The 26,918-nt window shown below is 72.4% G+C and carries 26 protein-coding genes and 1 riboswitch; of the genes, 15 read left to right on the top strand and 11 right to left on the bottom strand.

The features are described from left to right. Positions 1-23: 23 nt before the first annotated feature. The 3 genes from IO20_RS0113710 (at position 24) to IO20_RS0113700 (ending at position 2,552) form a co-directional block, all read left to right on the top strand. Positions 24-1,265 (top strand): sensor histidine kinase, encoded by a 1,242-nt coding sequence (locus tag IO20_RS0113710; protein ID WP_037635406.1) that lies wholly within the window; start codon positions 24-26, stop codon positions 1,263-1,265. Next, on the top strand, positions 1,262-1,945 hold the full coding sequence (locus IO20_RS0113705; protein ID WP_030552325.1) for a response regulator: 684 nt from the start codon (positions 1,262-1,264) through the stop codon (positions 1,943-1,945). Before IO20_RS0113710 ends, IO20_RS0113705 begins: the two co-directional genes overlap by 4 nt. A 112-nt stretch (positions 1,946-2,057) precedes the next feature. Then, positions 2,058-2,552 (top strand): NUDIX domain-containing protein, encoded by a 495-nt coding sequence (locus tag IO20_RS0113700; protein WP_030552327.1) that lies wholly within the window; start codon positions 2,058-2,060, stop codon positions 2,550-2,552. Between the two features lie 72 nt (positions 2,553-2,624). Here IO20_RS0113700 and IO20_RS0113695 read toward each other — a convergent pair whose 3' ends face one another. Then, entirely contained in the window at positions 2,625-3,146 is a 522-nt protein-coding gene (locus IO20_RS0113695) for an AMIN-like domain-containing (lipo)protein (RefSeq protein WP_030552329.1), read from the bottom strand. A 99-nt stretch (positions 3,147-3,245) separates the two neighbouring features. Between IO20_RS0113695 and IO20_RS0113690 the strand changes: the two genes are divergently transcribed. The 3 genes from IO20_RS0113690 to IO20_RS0113680 all read left to right on the top strand — a co-directional run bounded on the left by IO20_RS0113690 (position 3,246) and on the right by IO20_RS0113680 (position 4,732). After that, positions 3,246-3,881, top strand: coding sequence for a DUF6629 family protein (locus tag IO20_RS0113690; RefSeq protein ID WP_031127256.1), 636 nt, complete (start codon positions 3,246-3,248; stop codon positions 3,879-3,881). A gap of 7 nt (positions 3,882-3,888) precedes the next feature. After that, positions 3,889-4,107, top strand: a complete 219-nt coding sequence (locus IO20_RS0113685) for a hypothetical protein (RefSeq protein WP_245684939.1) — start codon at positions 3,889-3,891, stop codon at positions 4,105-4,107. A 127-nt stretch (positions 4,108-4,234) separates the two neighbouring features. Then, positions 4,235-4,732, top strand: a complete 498-nt coding sequence (locus IO20_RS0113680) for a peptidylprolyl isomerase (RefSeq protein ID WP_030552335.1) — start codon at positions 4,235-4,237, stop codon at positions 4,730-4,732. A gap of 143 nt (positions 4,733-4,875) precedes the next feature. Here the strand turns inward: IO20_RS0113680 and IO20_RS0113675 are convergent, their stop codons facing one another. The 3 genes from IO20_RS0113675 to IO20_RS0113665 form a co-directional block, all read right to left on the bottom strand. Next, a complete protein-coding gene (locus tag IO20_RS0113675) occupies positions 4,876-5,712 on the bottom strand; it encodes an SDR family oxidoreductase (RefSeq protein WP_030552336.1) in 837 nt (278 codons plus the stop codon). Between the two features lie 135 nt (positions 5,713-5,847). Continuing rightward, the gene (locus IO20_RS0113670) at positions 5,848-6,096 is read right to left on the bottom strand and encodes a type B 50S ribosomal protein L31 (protein ID WP_030212369.1); all 249 of its coding nucleotides are present in this window, start codon (positions 6,094-6,096) and stop codon (positions 5,848-5,850) included. Positions 6,097-6,415: 319 nt separating this feature from the next. Further along, a complete protein-coding gene (locus tag IO20_RS0113665; RefSeq protein WP_030552338.1) occupies positions 6,416-9,034 on the bottom strand; it encodes a SpoIIE family protein phosphatase in 2,619 nt (872 codons plus the stop codon). Positions 9,035-9,195: 161 nt separating this feature from the next. Here IO20_RS0113665 and IO20_RS0113660 point away from each other — a divergent pair, with 161 nt between their 5' ends. Next, positions 9,196-9,960, top strand: a complete 765-nt coding sequence (locus tag IO20_RS0113660; RefSeq protein ID WP_030552340.1) for an alpha/beta fold hydrolase — start codon at positions 9,196-9,198, stop codon at positions 9,958-9,960. 111 nt (positions 9,961-10,071) lie between these two features. After that, entirely contained in the window at positions 10,072-11,358 is a 1,287-nt protein-coding gene (locus IO20_RS0113655) for a phosphoribosyltransferase family protein (protein WP_030552342.1), read from the top strand. Here IO20_RS0113655 and IO20_RS0113650 read toward each other — a convergent pair. Then, the gene (locus IO20_RS0113650; RefSeq protein ID WP_030552344.1) at positions 11,352-12,218 is read right to left on the bottom strand and encodes a LysM peptidoglycan-binding domain-containing protein; all 867 of its coding nucleotides are present in this window, start codon (positions 12,216-12,218) and stop codon (positions 11,352-11,354) included. The two genes, IO20_RS0113655 and IO20_RS0113650, sit on opposite strands and share 7 nt — an antisense overlap. 5 nt (positions 12,219-12,223) lie before the next feature. Further along, positions 12,224-12,409: riboswitch (cyclic di-AMP (ydaO/yuaA leader) on the bottom strand. A gap of 340 nt (positions 12,410-12,749) precedes the next feature. On the opposite strand from IO20_RS0113650, the gene IO20_RS0113645 reads away from it, so the two are divergent. Further along, entirely contained in the window at positions 12,750-13,373 is a 624-nt protein-coding gene (locus IO20_RS0113645; protein WP_030552346.1) for a DUF6197 family protein, read from the top strand. A 59-nt stretch (positions 13,374-13,432) separates the two neighbouring features. Here IO20_RS0113645 and IO20_RS0113640 read toward each other — a convergent pair whose 3' ends face one another. Then, on the bottom strand, positions 13,433-15,457 hold the full coding sequence (locus IO20_RS0113640; protein WP_030552348.1) for a phosphocholine-specific phospholipase C: 2,025 nt from the start codon (positions 15,455-15,457) through the stop codon (positions 13,433-13,435). 184 nt (positions 15,458-15,641) lie between these two features. Further along, on the bottom strand, positions 15,642-16,520 hold the full coding sequence (locus IO20_RS0113635; protein WP_030552349.1) for a LysR family transcriptional regulator: 879 nt from the start codon (positions 16,518-16,520) through the stop codon (positions 15,642-15,644). 72 nt (positions 16,521-16,592) lie between these two features. Here IO20_RS0113635 and IO20_RS0113630 point away from each other — a divergent pair, with 72 nt between their 5' ends. Further along, the gene (locus IO20_RS0113630; RefSeq protein WP_031127254.1) at positions 16,593-17,543 is read left to right on the top strand and encodes a DMT family transporter; all 951 of its coding nucleotides are present in this window, start codon (positions 16,593-16,595) and stop codon (positions 17,541-17,543) included. Here IO20_RS0113630 and IO20_RS0113625 read toward each other — a convergent pair. Further along, positions 17,486-17,923 (bottom strand): nitroreductase family deazaflavin-dependent oxidoreductase, encoded by a 438-nt coding sequence (locus tag IO20_RS0113625; protein ID WP_030552352.1) that lies wholly within the window; start codon positions 17,921-17,923, stop codon positions 17,486-17,488. The two genes, IO20_RS0113630 and IO20_RS0113625, sit on opposite strands and share 58 nt — an antisense overlap. 161 nt (positions 17,924-18,084) lie before the next feature. Here IO20_RS0113625 and IO20_RS0113620 point away from each other — a divergent pair, with 161 nt between their 5' ends. Together IO20_RS0113620 and IO20_RS0113615 are read left to right on the top strand one after the other, a co-directional pair. Further along, entirely contained in the window at positions 18,085-18,870 is a 786-nt protein-coding gene (locus IO20_RS0113620) for an alpha/beta fold hydrolase (RefSeq protein WP_030552354.1), read from the top strand. 76 nt (positions 18,871-18,946) lie between these two features. After that, entirely contained in the window at positions 18,947-19,480 is a 534-nt protein-coding gene (locus tag IO20_RS0113615) for a GNAT family N-acetyltransferase (protein ID WP_030212337.1), read from the top strand. A gap of 30 nt (positions 19,481-19,510) precedes the next feature. Here the strand turns inward: IO20_RS0113615 and IO20_RS0113610 are convergent, their stop codons facing one another. Both IO20_RS0113610 and katG read right to left on the bottom strand, forming a co-directional pair. Next, a complete protein-coding gene (locus IO20_RS0113610; protein ID WP_030552356.1) occupies positions 19,511-20,794 on the bottom strand; it encodes a serine hydrolase domain-containing protein in 1,284 nt (427 codons plus the stop codon). A 276-nt stretch (positions 20,795-21,070) separates the two neighbouring features. Further along, entirely contained in the window at positions 21,071-23,290 is a 2,220-nt protein-coding gene (gene katG / locus IO20_RS0113605) for a catalase/peroxidase HPI (RefSeq protein ID WP_030552359.1), read from the bottom strand. Positions 23,291-23,458: 168 nt separating this feature from the next. Between katG and IO20_RS0113600 the strand changes: the two genes are divergently transcribed. Next, positions 23,459-23,869, top strand: coding sequence for a Fur family transcriptional regulator (locus tag IO20_RS0113600; protein WP_030212330.1), 411 nt, complete (start codon positions 23,459-23,461; stop codon positions 23,867-23,869). A 187-nt stretch (positions 23,870-24,056) separates the two neighbouring features. Here the strand turns inward: IO20_RS0113600 and tpx are convergent, their stop codons facing one another. Further along, positions 24,057-24,557, bottom strand: coding sequence for a thiol peroxidase (gene tpx / locus IO20_RS0113595; RefSeq protein ID WP_030552361.1), 501 nt, complete (start codon positions 24,555-24,557; stop codon positions 24,057-24,059). Positions 24,558-24,821: 264 nt separating this feature from the next. On the opposite strand from tpx, the gene IO20_RS0113590 reads away from it, so the two are divergent. After that, a complete protein-coding gene (locus IO20_RS0113590; RefSeq protein ID WP_030212321.1) occupies positions 24,822-25,781 on the top strand; it encodes a GlxA family transcriptional regulator in 960 nt (319 codons plus the stop codon). Positions 25,782-25,902: 121 nt separating this feature from the next. After that, entirely contained in the window at positions 25,903-26,898 is a 996-nt protein-coding gene (gap, locus tag IO20_RS0113585; protein WP_030212318.1) for a type I glyceraldehyde-3-phosphate dehydrogenase, read from the top strand. Positions 26,899-26,918: the final 20 nt, after the last annotated feature.

Below are 26,918 nucleotides of genomic sequence, written 5' to 3'. Positions count from 1 at the left end.
GTGCCGCGCCCTACGATCACGGCATGTCCGCCACCCCGTCAGCGCCGTTCCTCAAGAGGGTCAATCCGGGCGGCTGGGCCGCGCTCGCCTGGACCGCGGGCCTGCTCTTCACGGCGCTCCTGCGCGTCCGGCTGCCCGGCCAGGAGGAGGCGGACGTCATGGTCGGCGTCGTCTTCCTCCGCTGGGACGGCCTCACCATGCTGGCCGTCGCCACCGCCCTCGCCCTGCGCGGCTGCCTGCTCCTGACCCGCCGTCCGACCGCCGCCCTGTGGTTCCTCCTCTCCGCCGCGGTCGTCGGCTCCACCCCGCTCGGCGTCACCGCCATCCCCTTCGCCCAGTACCTCGCCGTCGACGTCGCCCTGTACGTCATCGCCGCCGCCCGGCCACCGCGCGAGGCCCGCCGGGCGCTGCTCGCCGCCCTCGGAGTCCTCGTCATCCATCTGGCGGTACGCCTGCTCGCGGGGTGGAGCGTGGGCACCACCGGCGCGCTCGCGGTGGGCCTCACCGCCGCAGTCGTCTGGCTCCTGGGCCGGTCGGAGCACCAGAGCCGGACGTACGCGGAACGGAGTCGCGCCCAGGTCGCCGAGCAGGCGGTCACCGCCGAACGGCTCCGCATCGCCCGGGAGATGCACGACACCGTCGCCCACACCATCGGCATCGTCGCCCTTCAGGCCGGCGCCGCCCGGCGCGTCATGGACACCCAGCCGGAGCAGGTCCGACAGGCCCTCACCGAGATCGAGACGGCGAGCCGCGAGACCCTGGCGGGGCTGCGCCGGATGCTCGGCGCACTCCGCACGGACGGGCCAGGCGACCCCGGACCGCGGGCCGCCGACGAGGCCGCTCTCCCCGAGATGCCCGGCCTCGGCGCGCTCGACCGGCTCGCGGAGGTCACCGCGTCCGCCGGAGTCCGCGTCGCCGTCCACCGGGTGGGGGCGCCGCGCCCCCTGCCGCCGGACATCGACCTCTCCGCCTTCCGCGTCGTCCAGGAGTCCGTCACCAACGTCGTACGGCACTCGGGCGCCGACGCCTGCACGGTCACCGTCGACCAGCGGGACCCCGAGGCCCTCGTCGTCACCGTCGAGGACCGGGGCGCCGTCCCCGGCCGGGACCGGAACCGCGCCGCGGGCGGGTCGGGCCACGGCCTCACCGGGATGCGCGAGCGCGTCACCCTGCTCCACGGCGACTTCACCGCCGGACCCCGCCAGGGCGGCGGCTTCCGCGTCACCGCCCGCCTTCCCCTCCCCACAGGAGTCACCACCCGATGAGCGAGACCACCACCGAGCGCCCCGTCCGGGTCGTCCTCGCCGACGACCAGCCCCTGGTGCGCACCGCGCTCCGGATGGTCATCGCCGACACCCCCGACCTCCTCGTCGCGGGCGAGGCGGCGAACGGCGCCGAGGCCGTCCGCCTCGTCGAGGAGACCGGCGCCGACGTCGTCGTCATGGACCTGCGCATGCCCGGTACGGACGGCATCGAGGCGACGCGGCTCATCACCGAAGGACCCAGCGGCGCCCGGGTGGTCGTGCTCACCACCTTCGACGACGACGACCACGTGTACGGGGCGCTGCACGCCGGCGCGTCCGGGTTCCTCGTGAAGGACATGGCCCTGGACGACATCCTGGCCGCCGTCCGCGTCGTGGCCTCCGGTGACGCCCTCATCGCCCCCAGCGTCACCCGGCGCCTCATCAAGGAGTTCACCGACCGCCCGAGGACCGCGTCCGCCACGGCACCCCGGCGCCGGGCCGAGGGCATCACCGACCGCGAGCGCGAGGTGCTCACCCTCGTCGGGCGCGGCCTCTCCAACACGGAGGTCGCCGCCGAACTCCACATCAGCGTCGCCACGGCCAAGACCTATGTGACCCGGCTCCTGGCCAAGCTGGCCGCCCGTGACCGGGTGCAGCTGGTGATCATCGCGTACGAGACGGGCCTGGTCTCCGCGGCCTGACCGGGACCCGCGCCCTCACACGATCCGGTGATCGACTCCCGAGCGGCCGGGCGGCGGCGCCCGGACCGCTTGGATGAAGGCGACCCATCGGTCCGTCGAGAGAGAACCGCCCATGGCGAACATCTGGCTGCCGCCCGTCGAGTACGTCGCGACCCTGCCGAGAGCGACGGCGTACGCCTGCCTCTACTTCACCGACACCGCAGGCCGCCCCTTCCAGCTGCGTGCCACCTACCGCACCGAGCTGTGGCAGTGGCCAGGCGGCAACATGGACCCCGGGGAGACGCCCTGGGAGACGGCGGTACGCGAGTGCCGCGAGGAGACCGGCCTGACCTTCGCCGGTGAACCGCGGCTCCTCGGCACGCACTTCGTCACCGACCGGGGCGAGGAGTGGCCCGCCAACCACATCGGCTTCGTCTTCGACGGCGGCGAGCTCACGGACGAGCAGATCGCCGCCGTCGTCCTCGACCCCGAGGAGCACAGCGAGTACAGCCTGCGGACCCTGGAGGAGTGGGAGCGGGAGATGGACCCGGCGGAGTTCAGCCGCCTCGCGGCCGTCGACCGGGCCCGCAGGACCGGTGTCCCGGTGTACCTGGAGACCGGCGCGTGACGAACTGACGTACGGGGGAGCACGAGAAGGCGGGGCCGTCGCGTGCGGACGACCCCGCCCCGGCCGGGGACGTCAGGCCCGGCAGCCCACCGGGTGGGCGATGTCGATCACGAAGCGCTCCGGGGAGTGCAGCCGGAAGGTCTTGTAGGCGGGCTTGGTGTCGAAGGCGGCTCCGATGGTGACCACCCCCTCGAAGTCGCCGGTCAAGGCGACTTCCTTGAGCGCGGGCAGATGGATCTTCAGCAGCCGGGGTCCCTGGTACACGGACCTGCCGGCGTCGTCGTGGGCGGCCGCGGGGGAGAGCCGGATCTCCAGGAAGTACTTCCCCGCCAGCGGGACCTTCTGTCCCGAGCCGTCGTAGTGCAGCGCGCCGACCTGATGCACGGTGACCGGGGGCATGGCGCCCCGTACGTCGATGACCAGCCGGTCGAAGGCGGCGTGGCCGCCCCAGCGGGCGTTGACGACCAGGGCCGTGGCCTGGGTCGACGAGGTGCGGGACGGGGCGTTCGCGGCGCCCGCCGGGATCGTGGCGCCGATCCCGGCGGTCAAGAGGATTCCCGCGGCGAAGGCCGCGAGGGTGTGACGGTGATGCATGACGTCCCCCATTTCTCCTGCTTCGGGGACAGTGGTGTCATTGGCAGAGACATCCACCACAACCATATGGTTGCACCTGGTATGGGATAAAAGGGCGTTATGTGCTGGAGTGCGACGGCCGACCTCTGGGCGGGCCTCGGGATCGCCGCCGTCGGCGTGGCCTCCCTCGCCTCCGTACGCCGCCCGGGGGATGCCCCGCTCGCCGCCCTGCCCCTGCTCCTCGGCGCCCACCAGATCGTCGAAGCCGCCGTCTGGCGCGCCGACGGCGGGACCGGATCAGCCACCCTCGCCTGGGCCGTGATCGCCCTGCCCCTGCTGCCGCTCTGGGTGCCGGCCGGCGTCCTCACCGCGGCCCGCCCCGCCGACCGGCCGCGCCTGCTCGCCCCGCTCGCGGCCGGAACCGCGACCGCCGGTTTCCTCGCGTACCACCTCGCCGTCCGCCCCGTCTCGGCCGAGGTCCGCGGTCACACCCTCGGCTACGCCGTCGACCTGCCGTACGCGCCCCTCCTCCTCGCCCTGTACCTCCTCGCCACGGTCGGCGCGCTGCTCCTCGCCCGCGACCGGCTCCTCCGGCTCCTGGGCCTCCTCACCGGGGCAGGAGCGGCCGTCTGCGCGCTCCTGTGGCGCACCGAGTTCCTCTCGACCTGGTGCGCCCTCGCCGCCGTCGCCTCCCTGACCCTCCTCGTCTGGATCCGGCGCCGGCCGGCCGTAACCCCCGGGCCGCTCAGCAGTTGACCAGGGCATGAAGAAGCGCAGCATGCTCGCCATCGCCTCCCTCGCCGCAGGCGTCGTCACCGCCCTCATCACCCCGCCGCCGCAGGCGAGCGCCGCCGAGAGCCCGCTGGGCGGCGCCACCGGCCTCCTCCAGGAGGACCAGGGCGTCGGGGCCGTCCTCCAGGACACCGTCCAGGGCGCCGAGGGCACCCTCCCGGCGGCTCCGGCGGCCGGCGGACTGCTCTGACCCACCGTCCCGACCCGCCACGACCAGTGCCCCGCGCCCCCGACGGGCGGCGGGGCACCGGCATGCCGTGACACGGGAGGAGGCGGCCCGTGCGCGCATCGAGTGCGACTAATGAAAGGATGTCCCCATGAGCGACAACGTTTACTTCGACATCACCATCAACGACGAGCCCGCCGGGCGGATCACGTTCAAGCTGTTCGACGACGTCGTCCCGAAGACGGCGCAGAACTTCCGTGAGCTCTGCACCGGTGAGCACGGCTTCGGCTACGCCGGCTCCCCGTTCCACCGCGTCATCCCGCAGTTCATGCTGCAGGGTGGCGACTTCACCCGCGGCAACGGCACCGGCGGCAAGAGCATCTACGGCGAGAAGTTCGCCGACGAGAACTTCAAGCTGAAGCACGACCGCCCGTTCCTGCTCTCGATGGCCAACGCCGGCCCGAACAGCAACGGCTCGCAGTTCTTCATCACCACGATCGTCACCGACTGGCTCGACGGCAAGCACGTCGTCTTCGGCGAGGTCGTCGAGGGCCAGGACCTGGTCAAGCAGATCGAGGGCCTCGGCTCCCGTTCCGGCGCCACCAGCGCCACCATCAAGGTCTCCGAGTCCGGCGTCGTGAAGGCCTGATCGCCTTCCCGAGCTGAGCGGAGGGCGCCCCGCGCCCTCACTCGACCACCCCGGCCGGGGCGGGGAACGCCGTCCACGTGACGTGCGACCCGCCCCGTCGGCGGTTCCCGGGCGCGCCGACCTCACCCGAAGGTGACCGCCTCTCAACTGAAGGCGGGCGCGTGGCGCTCCGCCCACGCGGAGAACGGGCGCGGCGCCCGGCCGAGAACGCGCTCCACATCCGGGCTCACCCGCCGCTCCTCCGCACGCGGCGCGCCCATCACGGACAGCATCCCGTCCACGGCGTCCGCCGGCAGGAACCGCACCAGCCGCGACCGGGCCTCTGCCGCGCTCTGCGCCACGAAGCCGACGGAATCGCCCACCGCCCCCGCGAGGGCCGCCACCTGCTCACGCGGCGACACCGCCACCGGCCCCGTCAGCACATAGGTCCGCCCGGTGTGCGCCGGGTCGCGCAGCGCCCGCGCCGCCACCTCAGCGATGTCCAGCGGGTCCACGACCGGCAGCGCCACATCGGCGAACGGGGCGGCCACCGTACGGGCGGAACGCACCTGTTCGGCCCAGAGGAAGGCGTTCGAGGCGAATCCGCCGGGCCGCAGGACCGTCCAGTCGAGCCCCGATCCCCGTACCGCGGTCTCGAACCGGCGCAGGATCTCGTGCGACACGGAATCGGTCCGCGTTCCCACCAGCTGCGAGGACTGGAACACGATCCGCCGCACGCCGGCCGCCACCGCCGCCGCCACGATCTCGTCCGGGCTCAGCTCGTCCCCGAGGCCCGCGACGAGCAGATACACCGCCTCCGCGCCCTCGAAGAGCCCCTTGAGGCCCGCCACATCGGCCAGGTCACCCTGCCGGTGCGTCACCCCCGCGGGCAGCCCCGCGGCCGGGCGGCGGCTCACCGCCGTCACGGTCTCACCGGCCGAGGCCAGCAGCTCCACCAGCGGTCGTCCGACGTTTCCGGTCGCTCCGGTCACCACGATCACAGCAGTTCCCCTCCAGGGAGTCCTCGGCGGAGCGGGGGCGCTCCGCCGTCTTCGTGACCTCATCCTGGAAGGTGAACTGGCCATCTTCTGGCCAGTTTCACCGGCGACCTTCTGCGAGCGACCGGACCCGGACGCTCAGCCGGTCTCGCCGAAACGCCGCTCGAACTTGGCGATCCTTCCCTCGGTGTCCACCGTCCGGGCCTTGCCCGTGTAGAACGGGTGGCTCTCCGAGGAGATCTCGACGTCGATCACCGGGTACGTCTCGCCGTCGTCCCACTCGATGGTCCGGTCGCTGGTCGCGGTGGACCGGGTCAGAAAGGCGTAACCGGCCGTGCGGTCGCGGAAGACCACCGGGCCGTACTCGGGCTGCTTGTCCTGCTGCACGTGTCCTCCTCGGGCTACCGCCCTGACATGGACCGGCCTGATCGGCACGGCACCCCCAGCCTCCCCGCGCGTACGGCGGCCGACCAGCGCCACGGGCCCGACCGGGTGACGCTCAGGGCCTGTCCGGCCCTGAGCCGCCGGACAGGGCCGAGAGGCCCTAGGGTCTTTCGTTTGGATCAGGCCGGATCAGGGAGCGGGGTCTGGTGCCGTGCTTCGCAAGGCGGAGGAGGGCGCCATGGCGGAGCCACGGGAACCGACGACAACGCGGCGAGGTGCGGTGCCGGACCCCGCGAGCCCGGCATGATCCAAACGAGAGGCCCTAGCCGTGCTCCGGCACGCGTGACGCGAGTAGGAGCGCGATGTCGTCCGGGCGGGCCGTGGCCTGCCGCGCCTCCCGGATCAGCCGGTCGGCGGCCTCCGTGAGCGGCAGCGAACCGGTCGCGGCGAGAGCCCTGCGCAGCCGCTCGATCCCCTCGTCGATGTCCCGGCCGGGACGCTCCACCAGCCCGTCCGTGAAGAGCGCGAGCACCGCACCCGCGGCGAGCCGCAGCCGTGTCACCGGGTACGAGGCCCGGTCGTCGACCCCGAGCACCACCCCGCCCGCCAGCTCCAGCACCTCGGTCGACCCGTCCGGCCGCCGCAGCAGCGGCTGCGGATGCCCGGCCCGTACCGCCCGCATCTCACCGGTGTCCGGGTCGAGGAGTACGTAGCAACAGCTCGCGAACTGCCCCGGATCAAGGTCGATGAGCAGCCGGTTGGTCCCCCGCATGACGTCCTGCGGCCGGTGACCGCCCAGCGCGAACGCCCGTACCGCGCTGCGCAGCTGCCCCATCGTGGCCGCGGCGGCCACCCCGTGCCCCTGCACGTCGCCGATCACGAGTGCGAGGCGCCCCTGCCCGGCCTCGATCACGTCGTACCAGTCGCCGCCCACGTCCATGCCCTCCGTACCCGGCAGATAGCGGCCCACCGTGTCCACCCCCTCCCGCACCGGCAACCGGTGCGGGAGCAGCGCGTCCTGCAGCCCCCGGGCGACCGCCGACTCCGAGTCGTACCGCCGCGCCCGCTCCAAGGCCTGCGCGATGAGACCCGCGAGCGCGGTGAGCACGGTCCGATCCTCCGCGCTGAATCCCCGCGGCCGGTCGAAGCCCAGGATGCAGGTGCCCACCAGCCGGCCCGAGGCGATCAGCGGGAGGAACGCCCGTGCCCCCGAATGCGCGTCCAGCGGAAGGTCCGGATAGGCCTGGCCCAGCTGCTCCATGGACTCGAAGAACAGCGGCCTGCCCGTCGTCAGCGTCTCCACCCCCGGCACCCGGGCCTCCAGACCCACACCGTCGAAGGGTTCGAGGAAGCCCGGCGGGAAACCCGTCTCCCAGGCCAGGTACAGGCGCCGGTCGCTGAGCAGGTAGATGGCCAACTGGCGCCCGCCGAACGCCGGAAGCAGCTCCTCCGTCACCACCGCCGACACCTGGCGCGCCGTCACCGCCTCGGAGAGCGCGATGGCCAGGGCGACCGGCCGGTACGGCGACGGCATCCGGTCACCGCGCACGGAGAGCGAGTCCGCCGGGCCCTTCTCCCCGTCCGGGACCTTCTCGCCGTCCGTTCCCGTGTCGCCGCCCGTTCCCCGGGCGGGCTCAGCATGGTCCTCCTCGGGGACCAGGACCATCGTCAACCCGTCCCGCCCCGGATGCAGCGAGACGGACAGCCACCGGCCGGGCTCCGGCCGGGCCACGAAGCGGACCGCCTGGCCGGAGACGAGGGCGGCGCGCAGCTGCTCCTCGTGGTAGGGGAGGCCGAACCAGGGGAGCGCCTCCCACAACGGCCGCCCCGCCAGGGCCCCGCGGGGCCTGCCGAGCAGCCGTTCGGTGCGCTCGTTGACGTAGGTGACGCGTCCCAGGCGGTCGATCGCCAGGATGGCCCGCGGCAGTCGGTCCGTGGCGTCGGAACCGATCAGTCCGGTACCGAGGTCGACGAGGGTGCACAAGAGCCGCATGCCACCGGCCCCGCCGCCTCCTTCGGGCGAGTCGGGAGCCGGCGCCGCCGGACCGGTCCCGCCGTCCGGGCCCGGCGGGAGGACACGGGCGCGCGTGGAGGCCTCCAGGAGGTGCAGTCCGCCGTCCGGCCCCTTCAGCCGGAACCTCCGCACCGACGGCCGCCCGTCCGCACCCGTCGCCTGACGGGCCGCCGCCCACAGCGCGTACCCGTCCTCAGGTTCCAGGAGGGACGTCAGCGTCTCGATCGAGCACGGCGAGGTCACCTCCGCGCCGAGGATCTCCAGGAGCCCGGCGTCCATCGTCACCGTGCCGGTGTCCAGGTCCCAGTCGAGGGTGCCGAACCGGACCGGCGGCGCGCCCGCCGTGGACAACTGCACGCACACCGGATCACCGGGCCACTCGACCACCGTGCCCAGCCGCGACAGGCCGGCCAGGGACTCGCCCAGGCGCAGTGCCTCCCGTGTCATCCGGTTCCGGTCAGGACCGCTCACCGCCACCCCGGGCGTCGGCGCCCGCAGCACCACCAGCACCCCGAAGCGCTCACGACCCGCGACGACCGGCGCGTAGAGCGAACCGAAGGGGAACGGCAGGCTCGCCACCAGTTGGGGGAACTGTCGCATCGCGTCCTCGACGTCGGCGAGATACACCGGCTGGCCCGAGCGATGCGCCTCCGCCACCGGGAAGGGCCTGTTCTCATGCATCCGCCACCACGGGCGGAACAAAGGTCCCGGCAGCCCGACCAGAACCGCGAGCCGCAGCAGCCCCGTCGTGCCGGAGCGCAGATACACCCCGCCCGCGCACCCGCCGACCTCCTCGACGGTACGAAGCGCCGCCTCCGCGAGCGTCATGGTCAGCGTGTTGGATCCGGGCCCGTCGGCGGTTCCCTTCCCGGACAGACGTCCGGTGCCGCCGACCGGGCCGGGTCCGGACGTGCCGTGCGGGGTCACACAGCAAGGATGCGCCCGGGACGAAGGGCACCGCATCCCCGGACCCGAGCGCCCCCTCCCCGGCCCGTCGGTGTTGACCGGGCGCGCTCGCGCCGTCACACTCGGTCGTCGACCGGCGTCGCGGACGCGGCGCCACCACCACCTCGCGCTCAGGGGGCACGATGACGGACCGCGTTCTTCCGTACGACGTACAGGGCGGCGGCCCCCGGCGGGCCCTCGTGCTGCACAACTGGTTCGGTGACCGCACCAGCTTCGCCCCGCTGCGCGCCCATCTGAACGACACCGACGGCTCCTACGCCTTCGTCGACTGCCGCGGCTACGGCGAGGCGCTCGACCGTACGGGCGCCTACACGATGGAGGAGGTCGCGGCCGACGCCCTCGCGGTCGCCGACGACCTCGGCTGGGACTCCTTCTCCGTCATCGGGCACTCGATGGGCGGCAAGGCGGCCCAGCTGATGCTCCTCGACGCCCCCGACCGGGTCCGCTCGATCATCGGCATCTCGCCCGTCTCCGCGGCCGGTTTCCCCCTCGACGGCGAGACCTGGGAACTCTTCGCCGGAGCCGCCGAGGAACCGGCGAACCGGCGCGCGATCATCGACAACACCACCGGGGGCCGATACGACGACGCCTGGCTCGGCGCCCTCGTCGAGCGCTCGGTCGGGCGCTCCTCCGCGACCGCCTTCCGCGCCTACCTGGACTCCTGGTCCCGCACCGACTTCCACGAGCGCGTCCGCGACAACCCCACCCCGGTCCTGCTGGTCGTCGGCGCCCACGACCCGGCGCTCGGCGCGGACGCGATGGAGGCCACCTGGCTGCGCTGGTATCCCAACGCACGCCTGGAAGTCATCAAGGACGCCGGCCACTACGCGCCCGAGGAGACCCCGCAGGCCCTCGCCGAGGCCATCGAGGCCTTCCTCGCCGCCTGACGGGACCACCTCCCGGCCCGCATGTGCCTACCCTGGAGGTACGGGCAAGGAGGCGGGCGCACACGGTCGCGCCCCGTGCCCGGAGCCGCGCATGCGGAAGGGCGGCGGATCATGTACTTCAGCGATCGCACCGACGCGGGCCGGCAGCTCGCCGCCCGCCTCGGCCACCTCAAGGACCAGGACGTCGTGGTCCTCGGTCTCCCGCGTGGAGGCGTGCCGGTGGCGGCGGAGGTCGCCGACGCCCTCGGCGCCCCGCTCGACATCTGTCTCGTACGGAAGCTGGGGACCCCGGGGCAGCCGGAACTCGCCATGGGCGCCCTCGGCGAGGGCGGGGTACGGGTGCTCAACGAGCGCGTGCTGCGCCGGACCGGGGCGGACGAGCGGGACATCGCCGCCGCAGAGGTGCGGGAGCATGCCGAGCTCGACCAGCGGGCCGGGCGCTACCGGGGCAGCAGACCGTCCATCCCCCTCGAAGGCCGGACGGTCCTCGTCGTCGACGACGGTCTCGCCACCGGCGCCACCGCCCTGGCCGCCTGCCGGGTGGTACGGGCCAAGGGCGCGGCCCGGATCGTCCTCGCGGTACCCGTCGCCCCGCAGGGCTGGACCGACCGGCTCGGCGGCGAGGCCGACGAGACCGTGAGCGTCCACACACCGGAGCTGTTCTACGCGATCGGGCAGTTCTACCGGGACTTCGCCCAGACCCCCGACGCCGAGGTGGTCGCCTGCCTGGACCGCAACCGCGCGGCCCACGGCCCGGTCGTCCACGAGTCGGACGTGCGGATCCCCGCCACCGGGGCCGTCCTGGCCGGGCGGCTCGCGGTGCCCGAGGGGGCCATCGGCATCGTCCTGTTCGCCCATGGCAGCGGCAGCAGCCGGCACAGCCCCCGCAACCGGGCGGTCGCGACGGAGCTCAACCGGGCGGGTCTCGGCACCCTGCTCTTCGACCTGCTCACCGAGACCGAGGCGGCCGACCGGGCACACGTCTTCGACACCCCGCTGCTCGCGGGGCGGCTCACCGGAGCCACGGACTGGCTCGCCGGGCGGCCCGAGAGCGACGGCCTCCCGCTCGGCTACTTCGGCGCGAGCACGGGGGCGGCCGCCGCGCTGTGGGCGGCGGGCGACCCCGGGTCGCCCGTGGCCGCCGTCGTCTCACGCGGTGGCCGGCCCGACCTCGCGGGCGACCGTCTCGCCGGGGTGCGCGCGCCCACGCTCCTGGTGGTGGGAGGCAGGGACGCCCTGGTCCTGGACCTCAACCGGCGGGCCGGCTCCCTGCTGCGCTGCGAGAACCGGCTGGCCGTCGTGGATGGCGCCACCCACCTCTTCGAGGAACCGGGTGCCCTCGAGGAGGTGGCGGAGCTCGCCACCTCCTGGTTCACCGGGCACTTCCGGGATCAGTAGGCGCCGTTGACGTTGTCGATGGAGCCGTAGCGGTCGGCCGCGTAGTTGCAGGCCGCGGTGATGTTGGCGACCGGGTCGTACAGGTCCGTAGACGTGCCCGGCACGTGGTAGGCGTCGAAGGTCGGCTGGATCACCTGGAGCAGACCCTTCGAGGGGGTGCCCTTGGCCGCGTTGGAGTCCCAGTTGTTGATGGCCAGCGGGTTGCCGGACGACTCGCGCATGACGTTGCGGAGGATTCCGTCGTAGGAACCGGGGATACCGTGCCGGGCCATGATGTCCAGCGACTCCCGGATCCAGCCGTCGAGGTTGTTCGCGTACTGGGTGGCGGCGGCCGGGGCCGCCTGGACGGGAGCGGCGGCGGGAGCGGCCACGGCGGCCGGGGCGGCAGCCCTGTGCTCGGAGCGGCTCGCCCGTTCGGCCGTACCGGCCTTCTTCGTCGTGGCGGGGGCGGCCTTCGCCTTGGTGGGAGCCGCCTTCGCGGAATCCCGAACGAGTGTCAGTTCAAGACCCGGGTGAATAAGTGACGGGTTGTCACCCACCGCGCTCCTGTTGGCCTTGTAAAGGCCCTTCCAGCCGCCCTGAATTCCCTTCTTCTGGGCGATCAGGGAAAGCGAGTCACCGCTGACGACGGTGTAGGTGCGTGCTGCGGCGGGCGCCTTGGGCGCGGCCGCAGGGGCGAGAGCCGCGGCGGGAGCGACGGCGGGCCGGCTGATTTCCGGGGCTCCGGAAACGGGCGCGGCACCGGCCGCGGCGGGGGCGATCAGGGGGAGGGCGAGAGCGGCCCCACCCGTACCGACCAGGGCGAGCCCCCGGGAGACGGGGTGGCGTCGGGGGCGGCGGTGCTTACCGTGTGCGGGCATGACGGGTTTCCTCTCCGGCGCCTGCGGGGTGAGCTGTCGGGTTCGGACTGGAGGTGTCCGGCCGCGCGCACGCGGCTTCACCCCGAGCCGCTCCGGAGGTCCGGACCGGCGTATTCGTGGGTCCCCCGCTCCTGCCGTCGGGTGAAAAGGGAGGTGTGACGAGCGGTGGCAGGATTCGGCGATCCGCTCGAATGGAGGTGACCGTAGGCCAGTAATGCGACGGAGAACAAGGGGAGTGGAAGTCGGGACCAGATAAATGGATCACGGAATTCACGGAATTCAAGATCGGACCCGTCCCCTGCCGGTCGAACTTCCTTGTCCGGTACGGTCCGCGGGCCCCAGGGGCGCCGCTGCCTTTCGGGGAAAGTGAGTCGCATCACCAGGCGTTCAATGTCCGAATATGCGCCGTAATTCTGATTATGGGGAAGTGGGCGATAAGGGCGCTGTCGTCCGAGTGGGCACTCAAGGGCAAAAGTCGCAAAGCCGACATTCCTTGTGAAGGATGGAGAAACCCGACCGAGGAGCCCCCGGATGCCGCCTGCCGTCTCCCTGCTCGACCCCGAAACCCTCGACCGCGAGGCCGCCGCCCTCTACGAGAGCGCGACCTGGCAGCGGATCGTCACGGACTGGACCACCCGGGAACCCCTCCCGGCGCCCCCCGACGAACCCCCGCCGGGAACGGAGAGCTGGCGCGACCTGCTCACCGTTCCGGTGGACCGCCTCGTCGCCGACGCCCTCCACGCGCTGCCGCCGCCCCCTCCCGCCGAGCGCCGCCTCCCGGGCCGGCTCGGAGCCGTACTGCCCGACCTGCTGTACGCCTGGCGGCGGGTCGGCCGGTCCGAGCTGCGCCCCTCTGTCCACCTCGGCTACGCGCGCCTCGTCCTGACGGAGTGGGGCTGGCAGAACGCCCCGTACAAGCTGCGCGACGCCCGGGGGGCCCGATGCGTCTGCGGCGCGCTCCTCGCCGCTCACCGTCTCGGCTACGGCAGCGCGACGACGATGAACGAGTCGGCCGCCTGGATCATGGCCGAACTCAGATCGCGGGGCTGGCAGGACCTGATCGGGCCGTGGAACCGGGCCCCGGGCCGCACGGCCGCCGACGCCGTGGCGCTCCTCGACGCCACGATCCACCGCGCCGCGCACGCCGGCCGCTGACCGCACCCCGTACGGGCCGGGCGGCCGGAAGGCCCGCCGCCCGGCCCCCGGCCCCGGGCTCAGCCGGTGACGCTCGCGCTCCCGGTCTCGATGTGGCCCGTGTACCGGCGCGACCAGGTCCCGTCGATGTCCGCGACGATCGTGAAGTCGTACCAGCCGTGCTGGTAGGCCACCGCGTTGAAGAAGTCCTCGCGCGTGGAGTTCGCCGGCACCGTGTACGTCCACGGGCCGTCCGCGCGATAGGCGTTCGAGCGGATCGTGAAGGTCACGGGGCCGGCCGAGGCGTTGCTCATCCTGAACCACAGGGCCGTGCGGCCGGTCCCCGCCTCGGGCGCGAACCGGGCCGCGACCTCCACGGCCTTGCCCGCCTTGGAGGCGTCACCGGTGAAGCGCCGCAGGAAGCGGTTGGGGCCCATCATCGATATGTCGTACTTCCCGGCCCCCGACCCGAGCCCGATGTTGAAGTAGTCGGAGGCCGTGCCGCCCGGGTCGACGGTGTACTGCCAGGCCGCCGTGTCGCGGTGCTGGTGCGGGTGGATCGTGAAGTGCGCCGCACGCTTGGCCTCCGCCCCCTGGTTCGTCATCGAGAACCAGGCCAGGATCTTGCCGGCGGCCCCGAACTCGAACCGGTCCAGGTTGCCGTTGACCTGGTACGGCAGGGCGCGCGCCGGCCGGGTGCCGGGCTCCTGCGCGGGCAGGGCGTTGTTCTGCGGGGCGGGGTTCGGCAGCGGGGCGCAGGTGGACTGGCCGATCACCTTCGCCGTGGAGGGAAGGCCGGCCGGGACTCCGTACACCGGGTGGGCGAAGTCGAAGACCCCGGTCAGATCACCCGTCACCTTCCGCCGCCAGGCGCTGATGTTCGGGCACGTGGCCGGTGTGCCGAGGGCCGTCGTCCAGCTCTCCATGAAGCGCAGCACGGAGGTGTGGTCGAAGACCTCGGAGCTCACCCAGCCGCCCCGGGTCCACGGGGACATGACGACCATGGGGACGCGGAAGCCCAGGCCGATCGGTACGCCGTCGAGGTACTCGCCCGGGGTTCCAGGAGGAGCGACGGGCGGCGGGACGTGGTCGAAGAAGCCGTCGTTCTCGTCGTAGTTGAGGAACAGCACGGTGGAGTCGAAGACCTCGGCGTCGGCGGCCAGTGCGCGGTGGACGAGGTCGACGAAGTGCGCGCCGTCCCCCGGCGGGGCGTACGGGTGCTCGGAGAACGCCTCGCTCGCCACCACCCACGACACCTGCGGCAGCGTGCCCGCCACGACGTCGGCGCGGATCGCGGCGGCGATGTCGTCGGGCGTCGAGCCGGTCACCTTGGGAACCGAGCCCATGCCCCGGTCGTACAGCGGGTCGCCGGGGCGCGCGTCGGTGAACCTCTTGAAGTACGCGAGGCCGTTGTCGCCGTAGTTGTCCTGGGCGTTCTGGTAGACCTTCCAGCTCACCCCGGCCCGCTGGAGCGCCTCGGCGTACGTCTCCCAGGTCAGCCCCGATTCGTCGCCGCCGTCCTTGCTCGAGGCGTCGATCTTGCCGCTCCACAGGAACGTCCGGTTCGGGCCGGTGGCACTGAGCGCCGAGCAGAAGTACGCGTCGCAGACCGTGTAGTGGTCGGCGAGCGCGTGGTGGAAGGGGATGTCCTCGCGGTCGAGGTGGCCGAGCGTCCGGGTGTTGCCCACGCCCGTGACCCAGTTGTCCATCCGGCCCTTGTTCCAGGCGGCGTGCTGCGACGTCCAGCTGTGCGGCAGGTCGCCGGTGCACTGGGCGAGGGTGTCGCCGTCCACCCCGCCGGCGGGCGGGGTGTCGCTGAGCTTCCAGGGGTACTGACGGCCGCCCCAGTTCGGCTGGTTGAACATGCCCCAGCCGCCGGGCAGGTTCCCCGCGGCGCGGTCGCCGAAGCCCCGGACACCGCGCAGGGTGCCGAAGTAGTGGTCGAAACTGCGGTTCTCCTGCATGAGGATCACCACGTGCCGGACGTCGGCGAGGGTGCCGGTGGCCGCCCTCGCGGCGGCGGACGCATGGGTGGTCGGCAGCGTCGCGCCGGCCACGAGCCCCGCGCCGATGCCGACGAATCCTCTGCGGCTGATGGGAATCATGCTCCGCCTCTCCTGTCGCGGTGTGCCCGGGCGGCACATCGGAGACATGATGAGGGAGGCGACCTTAAAGGTATACAGCCGTGCGGTAATTACTGGATTAACACCCAAGGGCCACGGGACACAGGGAAGAAAATTGGTCTGACCGGAGACCAATGATGCAAAGGTCCGTCCTTCGCTGTCGCTCCTACGCTTCCTGGAGCGCCGTCAGGAGACCGCGCACGGCCGGCAGGGCCAGCGAGGACTCCCGTACCGCCGCATGGATCGAACGCACCGGCTCCGGACCGCGGACCTTACGGACGACCACGTTCGGGTGGCGGCTGCCCAGGCCCGTCAGCGGGATGAGACTGACGCCGAGACCGGCCGCGACGAAGCCCTGCGCGGTGGCGTACTCCTCGCACTCCACCGCGATGTCCGGGGTGAACCCCGCGGCCGCGCAGGCATCCGTCACCGCGTCCAGGCACGGGCCGGGACGCTCGCTGCCGACCCATGGTTCGGCGGCGAGTTCGGCCAGCTCGACGGTGGTGCGGCGGTCGGCGAGCGGATGGCCCTTGGGCAGCACGGCGCGGTAGGGATCGTCGAGCAGATGGACCAGCCTGAGCCCCTCGCCCGGTACGGCCGGGCCGCCGCCCCGGGGCCGTACGACCAGGGTGAGGTCGGTCTCCGGGTCGGGAGCGCCGTCGGCGATCCTCAGATCGACGCGGACGCCCGGGTGTTCGGCGCGGAAACGCGCCAGGGCGGGAGCCACGAGATCGGCGCCCGCGGTGGCGAAGTAGCGGACCGAGATCTGCCCGGTGCGGCCCGCCCGCAGATCGGCGAGGGCGGTCTCGGCCTCGGCGACCTGCCGGCCGATGACGGCGGCGTGCTCCGTGAGCAGCCGCCCGGCGGCGGTCGGCCGCACGCCCCGCCCGAACCGTTCGAGCAGCGCGATGCCGGCCTCCTTCTCCAGGACGCCGATCTGCTGACTGACGGCGGAGGGTGTGTACCCGAGGTTCGCGGCGGCGGCGGTGACGGAGCCACTGGTGACGACGGCCCGGAGCACCTGCATGCGTCTCACATCCAGCATGTAGCAGAGCTTAACGCCGGCTCCATGAATCATCGCTTGTCCTGTCGGATGGGCCCGGGGGACCGTGAGGACATGAGATCGGCGACACGCATGGGGGTCCTCGCCCTGCTCTGGGGCTCCGGCTTCCTCTGGATCAAGATCTGCCTCAACGAAGGCCTCACCCCGGGCATGATCACCTTCGTACGGTGCCTGCTCGGCGCCGCGGTGCTTCTCACGCTCGCGTACGGGGCGGGACAGCGGCTGCCGCGGGACCGGTCGACGTGGGGGCGCCTCGTCGTCGCCGCGTTCCTCTGCAATGCGCTGCCGTTCCTGCTCTTCTCGATCGGCGAGCAGACCGTCGACAGCGGGGTGGCGGGCGTACTCAACGCCACCACCCCGCTCTGGTCCCTCCTCATCGGCCTGGCCCTGGGCTCGGAACGCCCCCTGCGCGTCACCCGGTCGGCAGGCCTCGCGCTCGGCTTCGCCGGAGTCCTGCTGATCTTCGCGCCCTGGAGCCACGGCTCAGGACTGATGAGCTGGGGCGCCCTCGTGCTCCTCGGCGCCTCGGCGAGCTACGCCCTGGCCTTCGCGTACATGGCCCGCCGGCTCACCGGCCGGGGCACCGCGCCGCTGGCGCTCTCCGCCGCGCAACTCCTGACGGCGACCGGCCTGAGCACACCCGCCCTGGCGGCCGGAGGACCCGCGGCGGTGACCTGGGCGGGCGTGGTCGCGGTCGTCGTCCTCGGCATCTTCGCCACCGGGCTCACCTTCCACCTGAACTACCGGATGATCGCTGACGAGGGCCCGACCGCGGCCGCCACCGTCGGATACCTGCTGCCGGTGGTGTCCGTGACCCTTGGCGCCGTCGTCCTCGACGAGCCGCTGACCCCACGGGTCGTGGCGGGCATGGCGGTGGTCCTGGTGGGAGTGGGCCTGACGCGGGCGGGGGTGCGTACGGACCGGCCCCCGGCTCCCGGCGGGCCCGCTCAGCCGATCCGTTCGGCCACGAAGACGGGGATCTCCCGGTCGGCCCGGAGCTGGTAGTCGGCGTAGTCGGGGAAGGCCTCGACCGCCCGCTCCCACCAGATCCGCCGCTCCTCACCGGTGACCAGCCGGGACTTCATGTCCCACGCGCGCGTGCCGTCGCGCAGTTCCACCAGCGGCGAGGCGACGAGATTGTGGTACCAGACGGGGTGCTCCACCGCGCCGCCGTTCGACGCGACGAGTGCGTAGGCGCCCTCGTGCTCGACCCGCATGAGCGGGGTCTTGCGGAGCTTGCCGCTCTTCACGCCGACATTGGTGACCAGGACGACGGGCAGGCCGCGCAGGGTCGTGCCCTTCGTCCCGCCGGACGACTCGTACAGCTCGACCTGCTTGCGCACCCACGCTGTCGGGCTGGGCTCGTACTCGCCTTGGAGGGGCATGAGGGTCCTTTCCGGGGTATGCGGCGGCGCCGGCCGGCCGCCTCCCGCAGACGCTAGTCGACGTCCCGCCCGTCGGCAGGCTCTCCCGCGCGTTGTCAGTGCCGACTCGTAGGGTGGCGCCGAACGGTACGACGGTGACGACACAGGGGAGAGCAAACGGCATGCGGGAGTTGTTCCTCACGGACCAGCAGGCGTACATCCGATGGATCGACCTGCCGGGGGACGGGCCCGTCCGGGTGTTCGTCCACGGCCTCGGATGCACCGCGGCCTCGGACTTCGCCCACATCGCGAGCCATCCCGCCCTCACCGGCGGGCGGGCGTTGCTCGTGGATCTGCTCGGCTACGGGCTGAGCGACCGGCCGTTGGGCTTCGACTACCGCATGGAGTCCCAGGCCGCGGCGGTGGCCGCGGTCCTGGACCACCTCGGTCTCGCGGGCGTCGACCTCGTCGGGCACTCGATGGGGGGCGCCGTGACGATCCGGCTGGCGGCGGACCGCCCGGACCTGGTGGCGAGACTCGTCGTGGCGGAGCCCAACCTGTACGCGGGCGGAGGGACGTTCAGCTCCCCGGTGGCCGCGCAGGACGAAGCCGCTTTCGTCGCGGAGGGGTACGCCCGGATGCTGGCCACCGTGGACCGCGCCGACTACGCGGCCCGCCTCAGACTCGCCGACCCGCTGGCCGTGCACCGGAGCGCGGTCGCCCTCGTCGAGGGGAGCGTCCCCGCGCCCGGCGACCTCCTGGCCGCGCTCACGATGCCCCGGACGTTCCTGGTGGGGGAGTGGAGCCTGCCGGACGCCGACGCGGAGAAGGTGGCCGCCTTCGGCGTCCCCGTGGTCGAGATCCCCCGCGCGGGACACAACCTGATGCTGGACAACGCGGACGGGTTCGCCTCGGCGCTCGCCCACGCCCTCGCGGACGCCCCGCTTTCCGGCCCCGCGGGCGGCTGACCGGCCACGTCACCCGTCACCCGGCCCCTCGGGGCCGGTGGCACGGGTGGCTCGTTCCGTGCGTCAGGATGGGGGCATGACCGAAATTCGCACCCCCCGTCTCATCCTCCGCCGCTGGAGCGACGACGACCTCGTCCCGCTGGCCGAGATCAACGCCGACCCCGAGGTCATGCGCTGGATCGGGGACGGCTCCGTCCGGGATCTGGAGCAGACCGCCGAGGACATCGAGCGCTACGAGGAGGAGTGGGACGAGGAGGGCTTCGGGCTCTTCGCCGTCGAGCTCATCGCCTCGGGCGAGCTGATCGGCTTCGCCGGCCTGTCCGTGCCGGAGTTCCTGCCCGAGGTCATGCCCGACGTGGAGATCGGCTGGCGCCTCGGCAGGCCCTTCTGGGGCCAGGGATACGCCTCCGAGGCCGCCCACGCGGTCCTGGAGTTCGCCCTCCAGGACCGCGGGCTCGACCGGGTCGTCGCCATCACCCACATCAGCAACCAGGCCTCCGAGAACGTGATCGGCAAGCTGGGCATGACCGCGGAGCGCGAGACGAACCACCCGGAGTTCGACGTTCCCCTGCGCGTCTACGCCATCGACCTCACCGAGTACGAGGCCTGAGCCGCAGGGGCTGTTCCGTCAGGGGAGTGCTCAGTGCCGCTCGGGCAGGTCCCGCTCCGCCGGCAGCGACGTGAGGTCGCGGGCCGTGGACGGGGCCGCGGCCCGCGCGGACGCCGAGGCGGCGGGCTTCTTCCCGCAGAAGGCCGCCTCGAGGGTCCCACCCAGCGCCGTGTTGGCGGCGCCGTGGTTCGAGGTGTTCGCCAGGGCGGAGAGGCTGCGTCGGCCGTCCCGGGTCGAGAATGCGTACGTGTAGAAGCCCTGCACGGTGCCGGTGTGCCCGTACACCCGCGTACCGCACGACAGGTCGTAACGGCGCAGGCCGAGCCCGTAGAAGCGGGTGTTGGTGGCGTCGGTCGGCGTGACCGTCGTCATGGCCTCCATCATCGCCGGGGACAGCAGCCGGCCGCGCATCAGGGCGGTGGTGAAGGTGTTCAGATCGGCGGGGCTGGAGATGACGGCACCGGCGGACTGTGCCCAGGACACGGTCTGCTCCGTGGAGTCCACGAGCGCGCCGCCGGCCTCGTCGGGGTGCAGGTAGCCGCGCACGTGCGTGCCCTTGATGCGGGTGTCGGGGTGCACGTACGAGGTCTTGCGCAGCTTCAGCGGCTTGAAGATGCGGCTCTGGTACGCCTCGGACACGGGCCGGCCCGTGGCCTTCTCGATGAGCATGCCGACCACCACGAAGTTGGCGTTCGAGTACTTGTAGGACACGCCCGGCTCGGTGGTGCGCGGCTCGCTCAGGGAGAGGTCGACGAGCTCCTGGTAGCTGAACACCCGGTTCCGTACGGCCTCGAAGCCCGGCACGGTGTGCTCGAACATCGCGTTGGTGTAGTCGGCCAGGCCGCTGCGGTGCGTCAGCAGATGACGGACCGTGATGCGGTCGTCGGGGAGCAGACCGGGCAGGTAGGTGTTCACCGGAGAGTCCAGCGCCAGCTTGCCCTCCTGCACCAGCTGCAGGAGCACGACCGTGGAGAACGTCTTGCTGACGCTTCCGATGCGGAAGCGCGAGTGGATGTCCATCGGCGTCCCCGCGACACGGTCCTGTACGCCGACGGTCCGGCTCCGGACGCCGTCGGGACCGGTGAACCGGGCCATCGCGCCCGGTGCCCCGTTGGCCATGGCCGAGTTCAGCGCCGCGACCACACCGTCCATGTCGGGCGCGGGAACGGAGGGCGCCGGGGTGGCCGGGGTGACGGGGGTGGCGACGGGCGCGCCGGGGGCGGCGACGGCGCTGGTGGCGGGAACGACGCCCGCGGCGAGCGCGGCGATCAGGGTGGCGCTCACGGTCAGACGGCGGTGGGACGGCAGGGGCACGGTGGTTCCTCGGCTTCTTCCGGATCGTTCGGCACGGCGCACGGCGGAGGTGCGCCGTGGGGCGGGGGAACACCGCACCGTGAGGTCCGGCCCCCGCACCCATGGATCATGAGTGCCAACGTCCGGGATCGGTTCCTGACACGGGACACGGGTTATGGAGCGGACGATTCCCACCCGGGCCCCGGATCCCCGCCGCCGCACATGAGCCGGGCCCGGCCGACATGACGTCGGCCGGGCCCGGAACACAAAGGGTCAGACAGGGGATCAGACGGGAGATCAGACGGTGTCGAACCGGTCCAGGTCCATGACACGGGCCCACGCGGAGACGAAGTCGTTCACGAACTTCTCCTTCGCGTCGTCGCTCGCGTAGACCTCGGCCACCGCGCGCAGCTCGGAGTTCGATCCGAAGACCAGGTCGGCACGGGTGCCCGTCCACCGGACCTCGCCCGTGGCGGCGTCGCGGCCCTCGAAGAGGGTCGCGTCCCCGGACGTCGCCTTCCAGACCGTGCCCCTGTCGAGCAGGTTGACGAAGAAGTCGTTCGTCAGGGTGCCCGGGGACGTGGTGAGGACACCGTGCGAGGACTGCTGGTGGTTCGCGCCCAGGACGCGCAGACCGCCGACGAGGACCGTCAGCTCCGGCGCGCTCAGGGTCAGCAGGTTCGCGCGGTCGACGAGCAGGTACTCGGCCGGGAGCCGGTTGCCCTTCCCGAGGTAGTTGCGGAAGCCGTCCGCCTGCGGTTCGAGGGCGGCGAAGGACTCGACGTCCGTCTGCTCCTGCGAGGCGTCCACACGGCCCGGCGTGAACGGCACCTCGACGTCGAAGCCGGCGTCCTTGGCCGCCTTCTCGACGGCCGCGGAACCCGCGAGCACGACCAGGTCGGCGATCGAGACCTTCTTGGCGCCCGCGGAGTCGAAGGACGCCTTGACGCCCTCCAGCACGCGCAGCACCTGCGCCAGCTCGTCCGGGTTGTTGACCTCCCAGTTGCGCTGCGGCTCCAGGCGGATGCGGCCGCCGTTGGCGCCGCCTCGCTTGTCGCTGCCGCGGAAGGAGGAGGCCGCGGCCCAGGCCGCGGAGACCAGCTGCGAGACCGTCAGGTCGGAGGCGAGGATCCGCTCCTTGAGGGAGGCGACGTCCGCGGCGTCGATCAGCTCGCCCTCGCGCGCCGGCAGCGGGTCCTGCCACAGCAGGACCTCGGAGGGAACCTCCGGGCCGAGGTAGCGGACGACCGGACCGAGGTCACGGTGGGTCAGCTTGTACCAGGCGCGGGCGAAGGCGTCCGCGAACTGCTCCGGGTGCTCGTAGAAGCGCCGCGAGATCTGCTCGTACGCCGGGTCGAAGCGCAGCGACAGGTCGGTGGTGAGCATCGTCGGGAGGTGCTTCTTCGACGGGTCGTGGGCGTCGGGGATGATCGCCTCGGCGTTCTTCGCGACCCACTGGTGCGCACCGGCCGGGCTCTTGCTCAGCTCGTACTCGTACTCGAAGAGGTGCTTGAAGAAGTCGTGGCCCCACTGCGCGGGCGTGGTGGTCCACGTGACCTCGAGACCACTGGTGATCGCGTCGGCGCCCTTGCCGGTGCCGTACGTGTTCGCCCAGCCGAAGCCCTGCGCCTCGAGCGGCGCGGCCTCGGGGTCGGCCCCGACGTTCTCCGCGGGGCCGGCGCCGTGCGCCTTGCCGAAGGTGTGGCCACCGGCGATGAGGGCGACGGTCTCCTCGTCGTTCATCGCCATGCGGCGGAACGTCTCGCGGATGTCGCGGGCCGCGGCGACCGGGTCCGGGTTGCCGTTGGGGCCCTCGGGGTTGACGTAGATGAGGCCCATCTGCACCGCGCCGAGCGGGCTCTCCAGCTCACGGTCACCGGTGTAGCGTTCGTCGCCGAGCCAGGTGGTCTCGGGGCCCCAGTAGACGTCCTCGTCGGGCTCCCACACGTCGGCGCGGCCGCCGGCGAAGCCGAAGGTCTCGAAGCCCATCGTCTCCAGGGCCACGTTGCCGGTGAGGATCATGAGGTCGGCCCAGGAGATGTTCTGGCCGTACTTCTTCTTCACCGGCCACAGCAGCCGGCGGGCCTTGTCCAGGTTGCCGTTGTCCGGCCAGCTGTTGAGCGGCGCGAAGCGCTGCTGGCCGGCGCCGGCGCCGCCGCGGCCGTCGCTGATGCGGTAGGTGCCGGCGCTGTGCCAGGCCATCCGGATCATGAGCGGGCCGTAGTGGCCGAAGTCCGCGGGCCACCAGTCCTGCGAGGTGGTGAGCACCTCGGCGATGTCCCGCTTCACGGCCGCGAGGTCGAGGGCGGCGAAGGCCTCGGCGTAGTCGAAGTCCTCACCGAGGGGGTTCGCCACCGCCGGGTTCTTGGCGAGGATCTTCAGGTTGAGCCGCTCCGGCCACCACTGGCGGTTGCCACCGCCCTGGGTCGGGTGCGCGGCACGGCCGTGCGCGACCGGGCAGCCGCCCGCCTCCTCCGGCACGGGGTCGGTGACGATGGCGTCGTGGTTCTCGGACATGCAAATCCTTCCGGACGGGGCGGATCACGGTGCTCGGCCTGGGCGGGCACCGGCCGGGTGTCTCGCCCGACCGGAGCCTGTGTCTCCCTTGGCTATTGCCGGATGTGATCCTACAATGGACCTTGTCCAAGTCAAGAACGCCGCCAATCATCCGGAGGGTGAGCCCGAATGAGTGACCTGCTGGAGCGACTGCGTGCGCGCGGTTGGCGGATGACGTCCCAGCGGCGTGTCGTCGCGGAGGTCCTCGCCGGTGACCACGTCCACCTCACGGCGGACGAGGTCCACGCGCGCGCCGTGGCGCACCTGCCGGAGATCGCGCGGGCGACGGTCTACAACACCCTGGGTGAACTGGTCGCCCTGGGAGAGGTGGTGGAGCTCTCCACGGACGGCCGCGCGAAGCGCTACGACCCGAACGCGCACCACCCCCATCAGCATCTCGTCTGCTCGAACTGTGGCATCATCCGCGACGTCCATCCGACGGGCGACCCGCTGGGCGCCCTGCCGCCGGCGGAGCGGTTCGGCTTCACCGTGGCCACGGCGGACGTGACGTATCGCGGGCTCTGCCCTTCCTGCGCCTGACCTCCGTGTGGCGCGGGTACGCGAAGGGCCCCTCCACCGTGGCGGTGGAGGGGCCCTTCGCGCGGGACAAATCCCGGGGGGTGCTTCAAGGCGGCCTCAAGCCGGCTTCAAGCCGACCTCAAGACGGACGGCTTCAGGGCCGGGCGCTCATGGCCGACTGCCTCATGCCGGACTGCTTCGAGACCGACTACTTCAGGGCGGCGAGCGCCTCGTCGTAGCTGGGCTCCTCGGCGATCTCGCCCACGAGCTGCGCGTGCAGAACGGTGTCGTTCTCGTCGAGGACGACGACGGCGCGCGCGGTCAGACCGGCCAGCGGACCGTCGGCGATCTCCACGCCGTAGTTGGTGTGGAACTCCCGGCCGCGGAGCGTCGAGAGGCTCTTGACGTTCTCCAGGCCCTCGGCGCCGCAGAAGCGCGCCTGGGCGAAGGGCAGGTCGGCGGAGATGCAGAGCACCACCGTGTTCTCCAGCTCGCCGACCTTCTCGTTGAAGGCGCGCACGGAGGACGCGCACGTCGGGGTGTCGACGCTCGGGAAGATGTTGAGGACCTTGCGCTGGCCGGCGTAGTCCTTCAGCGTCTTGTCGGCGAGACCCTCGGCGACGAGCGTGAAGTCAGGAGCCTGGCTCCCCGGGGTCGGCAGGCTGCCGTTGACCTGTACCGGGCTGCCCTTCAGCGTGACCTGGGCCATGGGAATCTCCTTCGGGCGATGTATAGGTGACAACGCAGGAATCGTACGGCGTGCCGACCCGCGCGCCGGACACCGCCTCCTCATGGGCCCGGGCGGGACCGGCCGAAAGTCGTTCATGGCCCGAACGCCCCTGAGCACCTCTCGGACCGGCCGAACCGACTGAGGGCCTGTCCGGCGGATCAGGCCCCAGCCGCGTGACGGGCGCGGACCGGGACCGTCGTGGCCGCGGCTCCGCGTCCCGCCCCGCCGCGTACGCTCGACCCCGTGCCGCCCACCCTCCGCCTCCACCGCGTCGCCGTCCTCGTACTGGAAGGGGCGAAGCCGCTCGACGTCGGCATCCCCGCGCAGGTCTTCACGACCCGCGCGAGCATGCCGTACGAGGTACGGGTCTGCGGCGCGGAACCCGGTCCCGTCACCGGCGGCGACGGTCTCTCGTACGTCGTCGCCCACGGCCTCGACGCCCTGGCCTGGGCCGACATCGTCTTCGTCCCCGGCTACCGCTTCCCCGACCGGGAGGACCCGCCCCGCCCCGTCCTTGAGGCGCTGATCGCGGCCCACGACCGGGGCGCGCGCCTCGCCGCGATCTCGACGGGCGCCTTCGCGCTCGCCGCGACGGGCCTGCTCGACGGCAGGCGCGCCACCACCCACTGGCACTACGCCCAGGCGCTCGCCGCGAAGCGCCCCCTCGTCCAGGTCGACGAGAACGTCCTCTTCGTCGACGAGGGCAGCGTGCTCACCTCGGCCGGCGCCGCCTCCGGCATCGACCTGTGTCTGCACATCCTGCGCGGCGACCTCGGGGTCGCCGCCGCCAACCACGCGGCCCGCCGCCTGGTCGCCGCCCCCTACCGCAGCGGCGGCCAGGCCCAGTACGTACCGCGCAGCCTGCCCGAGCCGCTCGGCGAACGGTTCGCCGCCACCCGCGAGTGGGCCCTGCACCGGCTCGACGAACCGCTCACCCTCGACGCACTGGCCCAGCACGCGGCCGTCTCGCCGCGCACGTTCTCGCGGCGCTTCGTCGAGGACACCGGCTACACCCCCATGCAGTGGGTGATGCGCGCCCGCCTCGACCTCGCCCGGGAACTCCTGGAGCGCTCGGAGCGCAGCGTCGAGCAGATCGCGGCCGACGTCGGGCTCGGCACCGGCGCCAACCTGCGGCTTCACTTCCAGCGCATCCTCGGCACCACACCCAGCGAGTACCGGCGCACCTTCGCCAAGGGCGAGTAGCCGAGAGGGCGAGGGGTCCGTAGTGGCGTTGGCGTGATCCTTGCGGACCGTGGCGATCCCGCCTCTGTCACGGCCGGTCCCGGCGAGCGAACCTGGTGGCGACGCAGAAGGGACACACCTCATGACTCGCATCGCCATCAATGGTTTCGGCCGCATCGGACGCAACGTGCTGCGCGCACTGCTGGAGCGCGACACCGACCTGGAGGTCGTGGCCGTCAACGACCTGACGGAGCCGAAGGCACTCGCACGGCTCCTCGCCTTCGACTCGACCTCGGGCCGCCTCGGCCGCCCGGTGACCGTCGACGGGGACACCCTCGTCGTCGACGGCCGCCGCATCAAGGTGCTCGCCGAGCGCGAGCCGGCGCAGCTGCCGTGGGCCGAGCTCGGCGTCGAGATCGTCCTTGAGGCGACCGGCCGTTTCACGTCCGCGAAGGCCGCCCGCGGCCACATCGACGCCGGCGCCAAGCGCGTCCTCGTCAGCGCGCCCGCCGACGGTGCCGACGTCACCCTCGCCTACGGCGTCAACACCGACGCGTACGACGCGGACCTGCACACGATCGTCTCGAACGCCTCGTGCACGACCAACGCGCTCGCGCCCCTCGCCAAGGTCCTCGACGACCTGGCCGGCATCGAGCACGGCTTCATGACGACGGTCCACGCCTACACGCAGGAGCAGAACCTGCAGGACGGCCCGCACCGCGACCCGCGCCGCGCCCGCGCCGCCGGGGTCAACATCGTGCCGACCTCGACGGGCGCCGCCAAGGCGATCGGCCACGTGCTGCCGAACCTCGACGGCAAGCTGTCGGGCGACTCGATCCGCGTGCCGGTCCCGGTCGGCTCGATCGTCGAGCTCAACACCACCGTCGCCCGCGACGTGACCCGCGAGGACGTCCTCGCGGCGTACCGCACGGCGGCGGAGGGCCCGCTCGCCGGTGTCCTGGAGTACTCGGAGGACGCCCTCGTCTCCTCCGACATCACGGGCAACCCGGCCTCGTCGATCTTCGACTCGGAGCTCACCCGCGTCGAGGGCCGCCACATCAAGGTCGTCGCCTGGTACGACAACGAGTGGGGCTTCTCGAACCGCGTGATCGACACGCTCCAGCTGCTGGCCCGCTGACCCGGACGCCACCACCCGCC

The sequence above is a fragment of the Streptomyces exfoliatus genome (assembly GCF_000725545.1).
GTDB lineage: Bacteria > Actinomycetota > Actinomycetes > Streptomycetales > Streptomycetaceae > Streptomyces > Streptomyces exfoliatus.
Note: the sequence above shows the minus strand (reverse complement) of the source record. Positions and strands in the feature narration are given on the sequence as shown.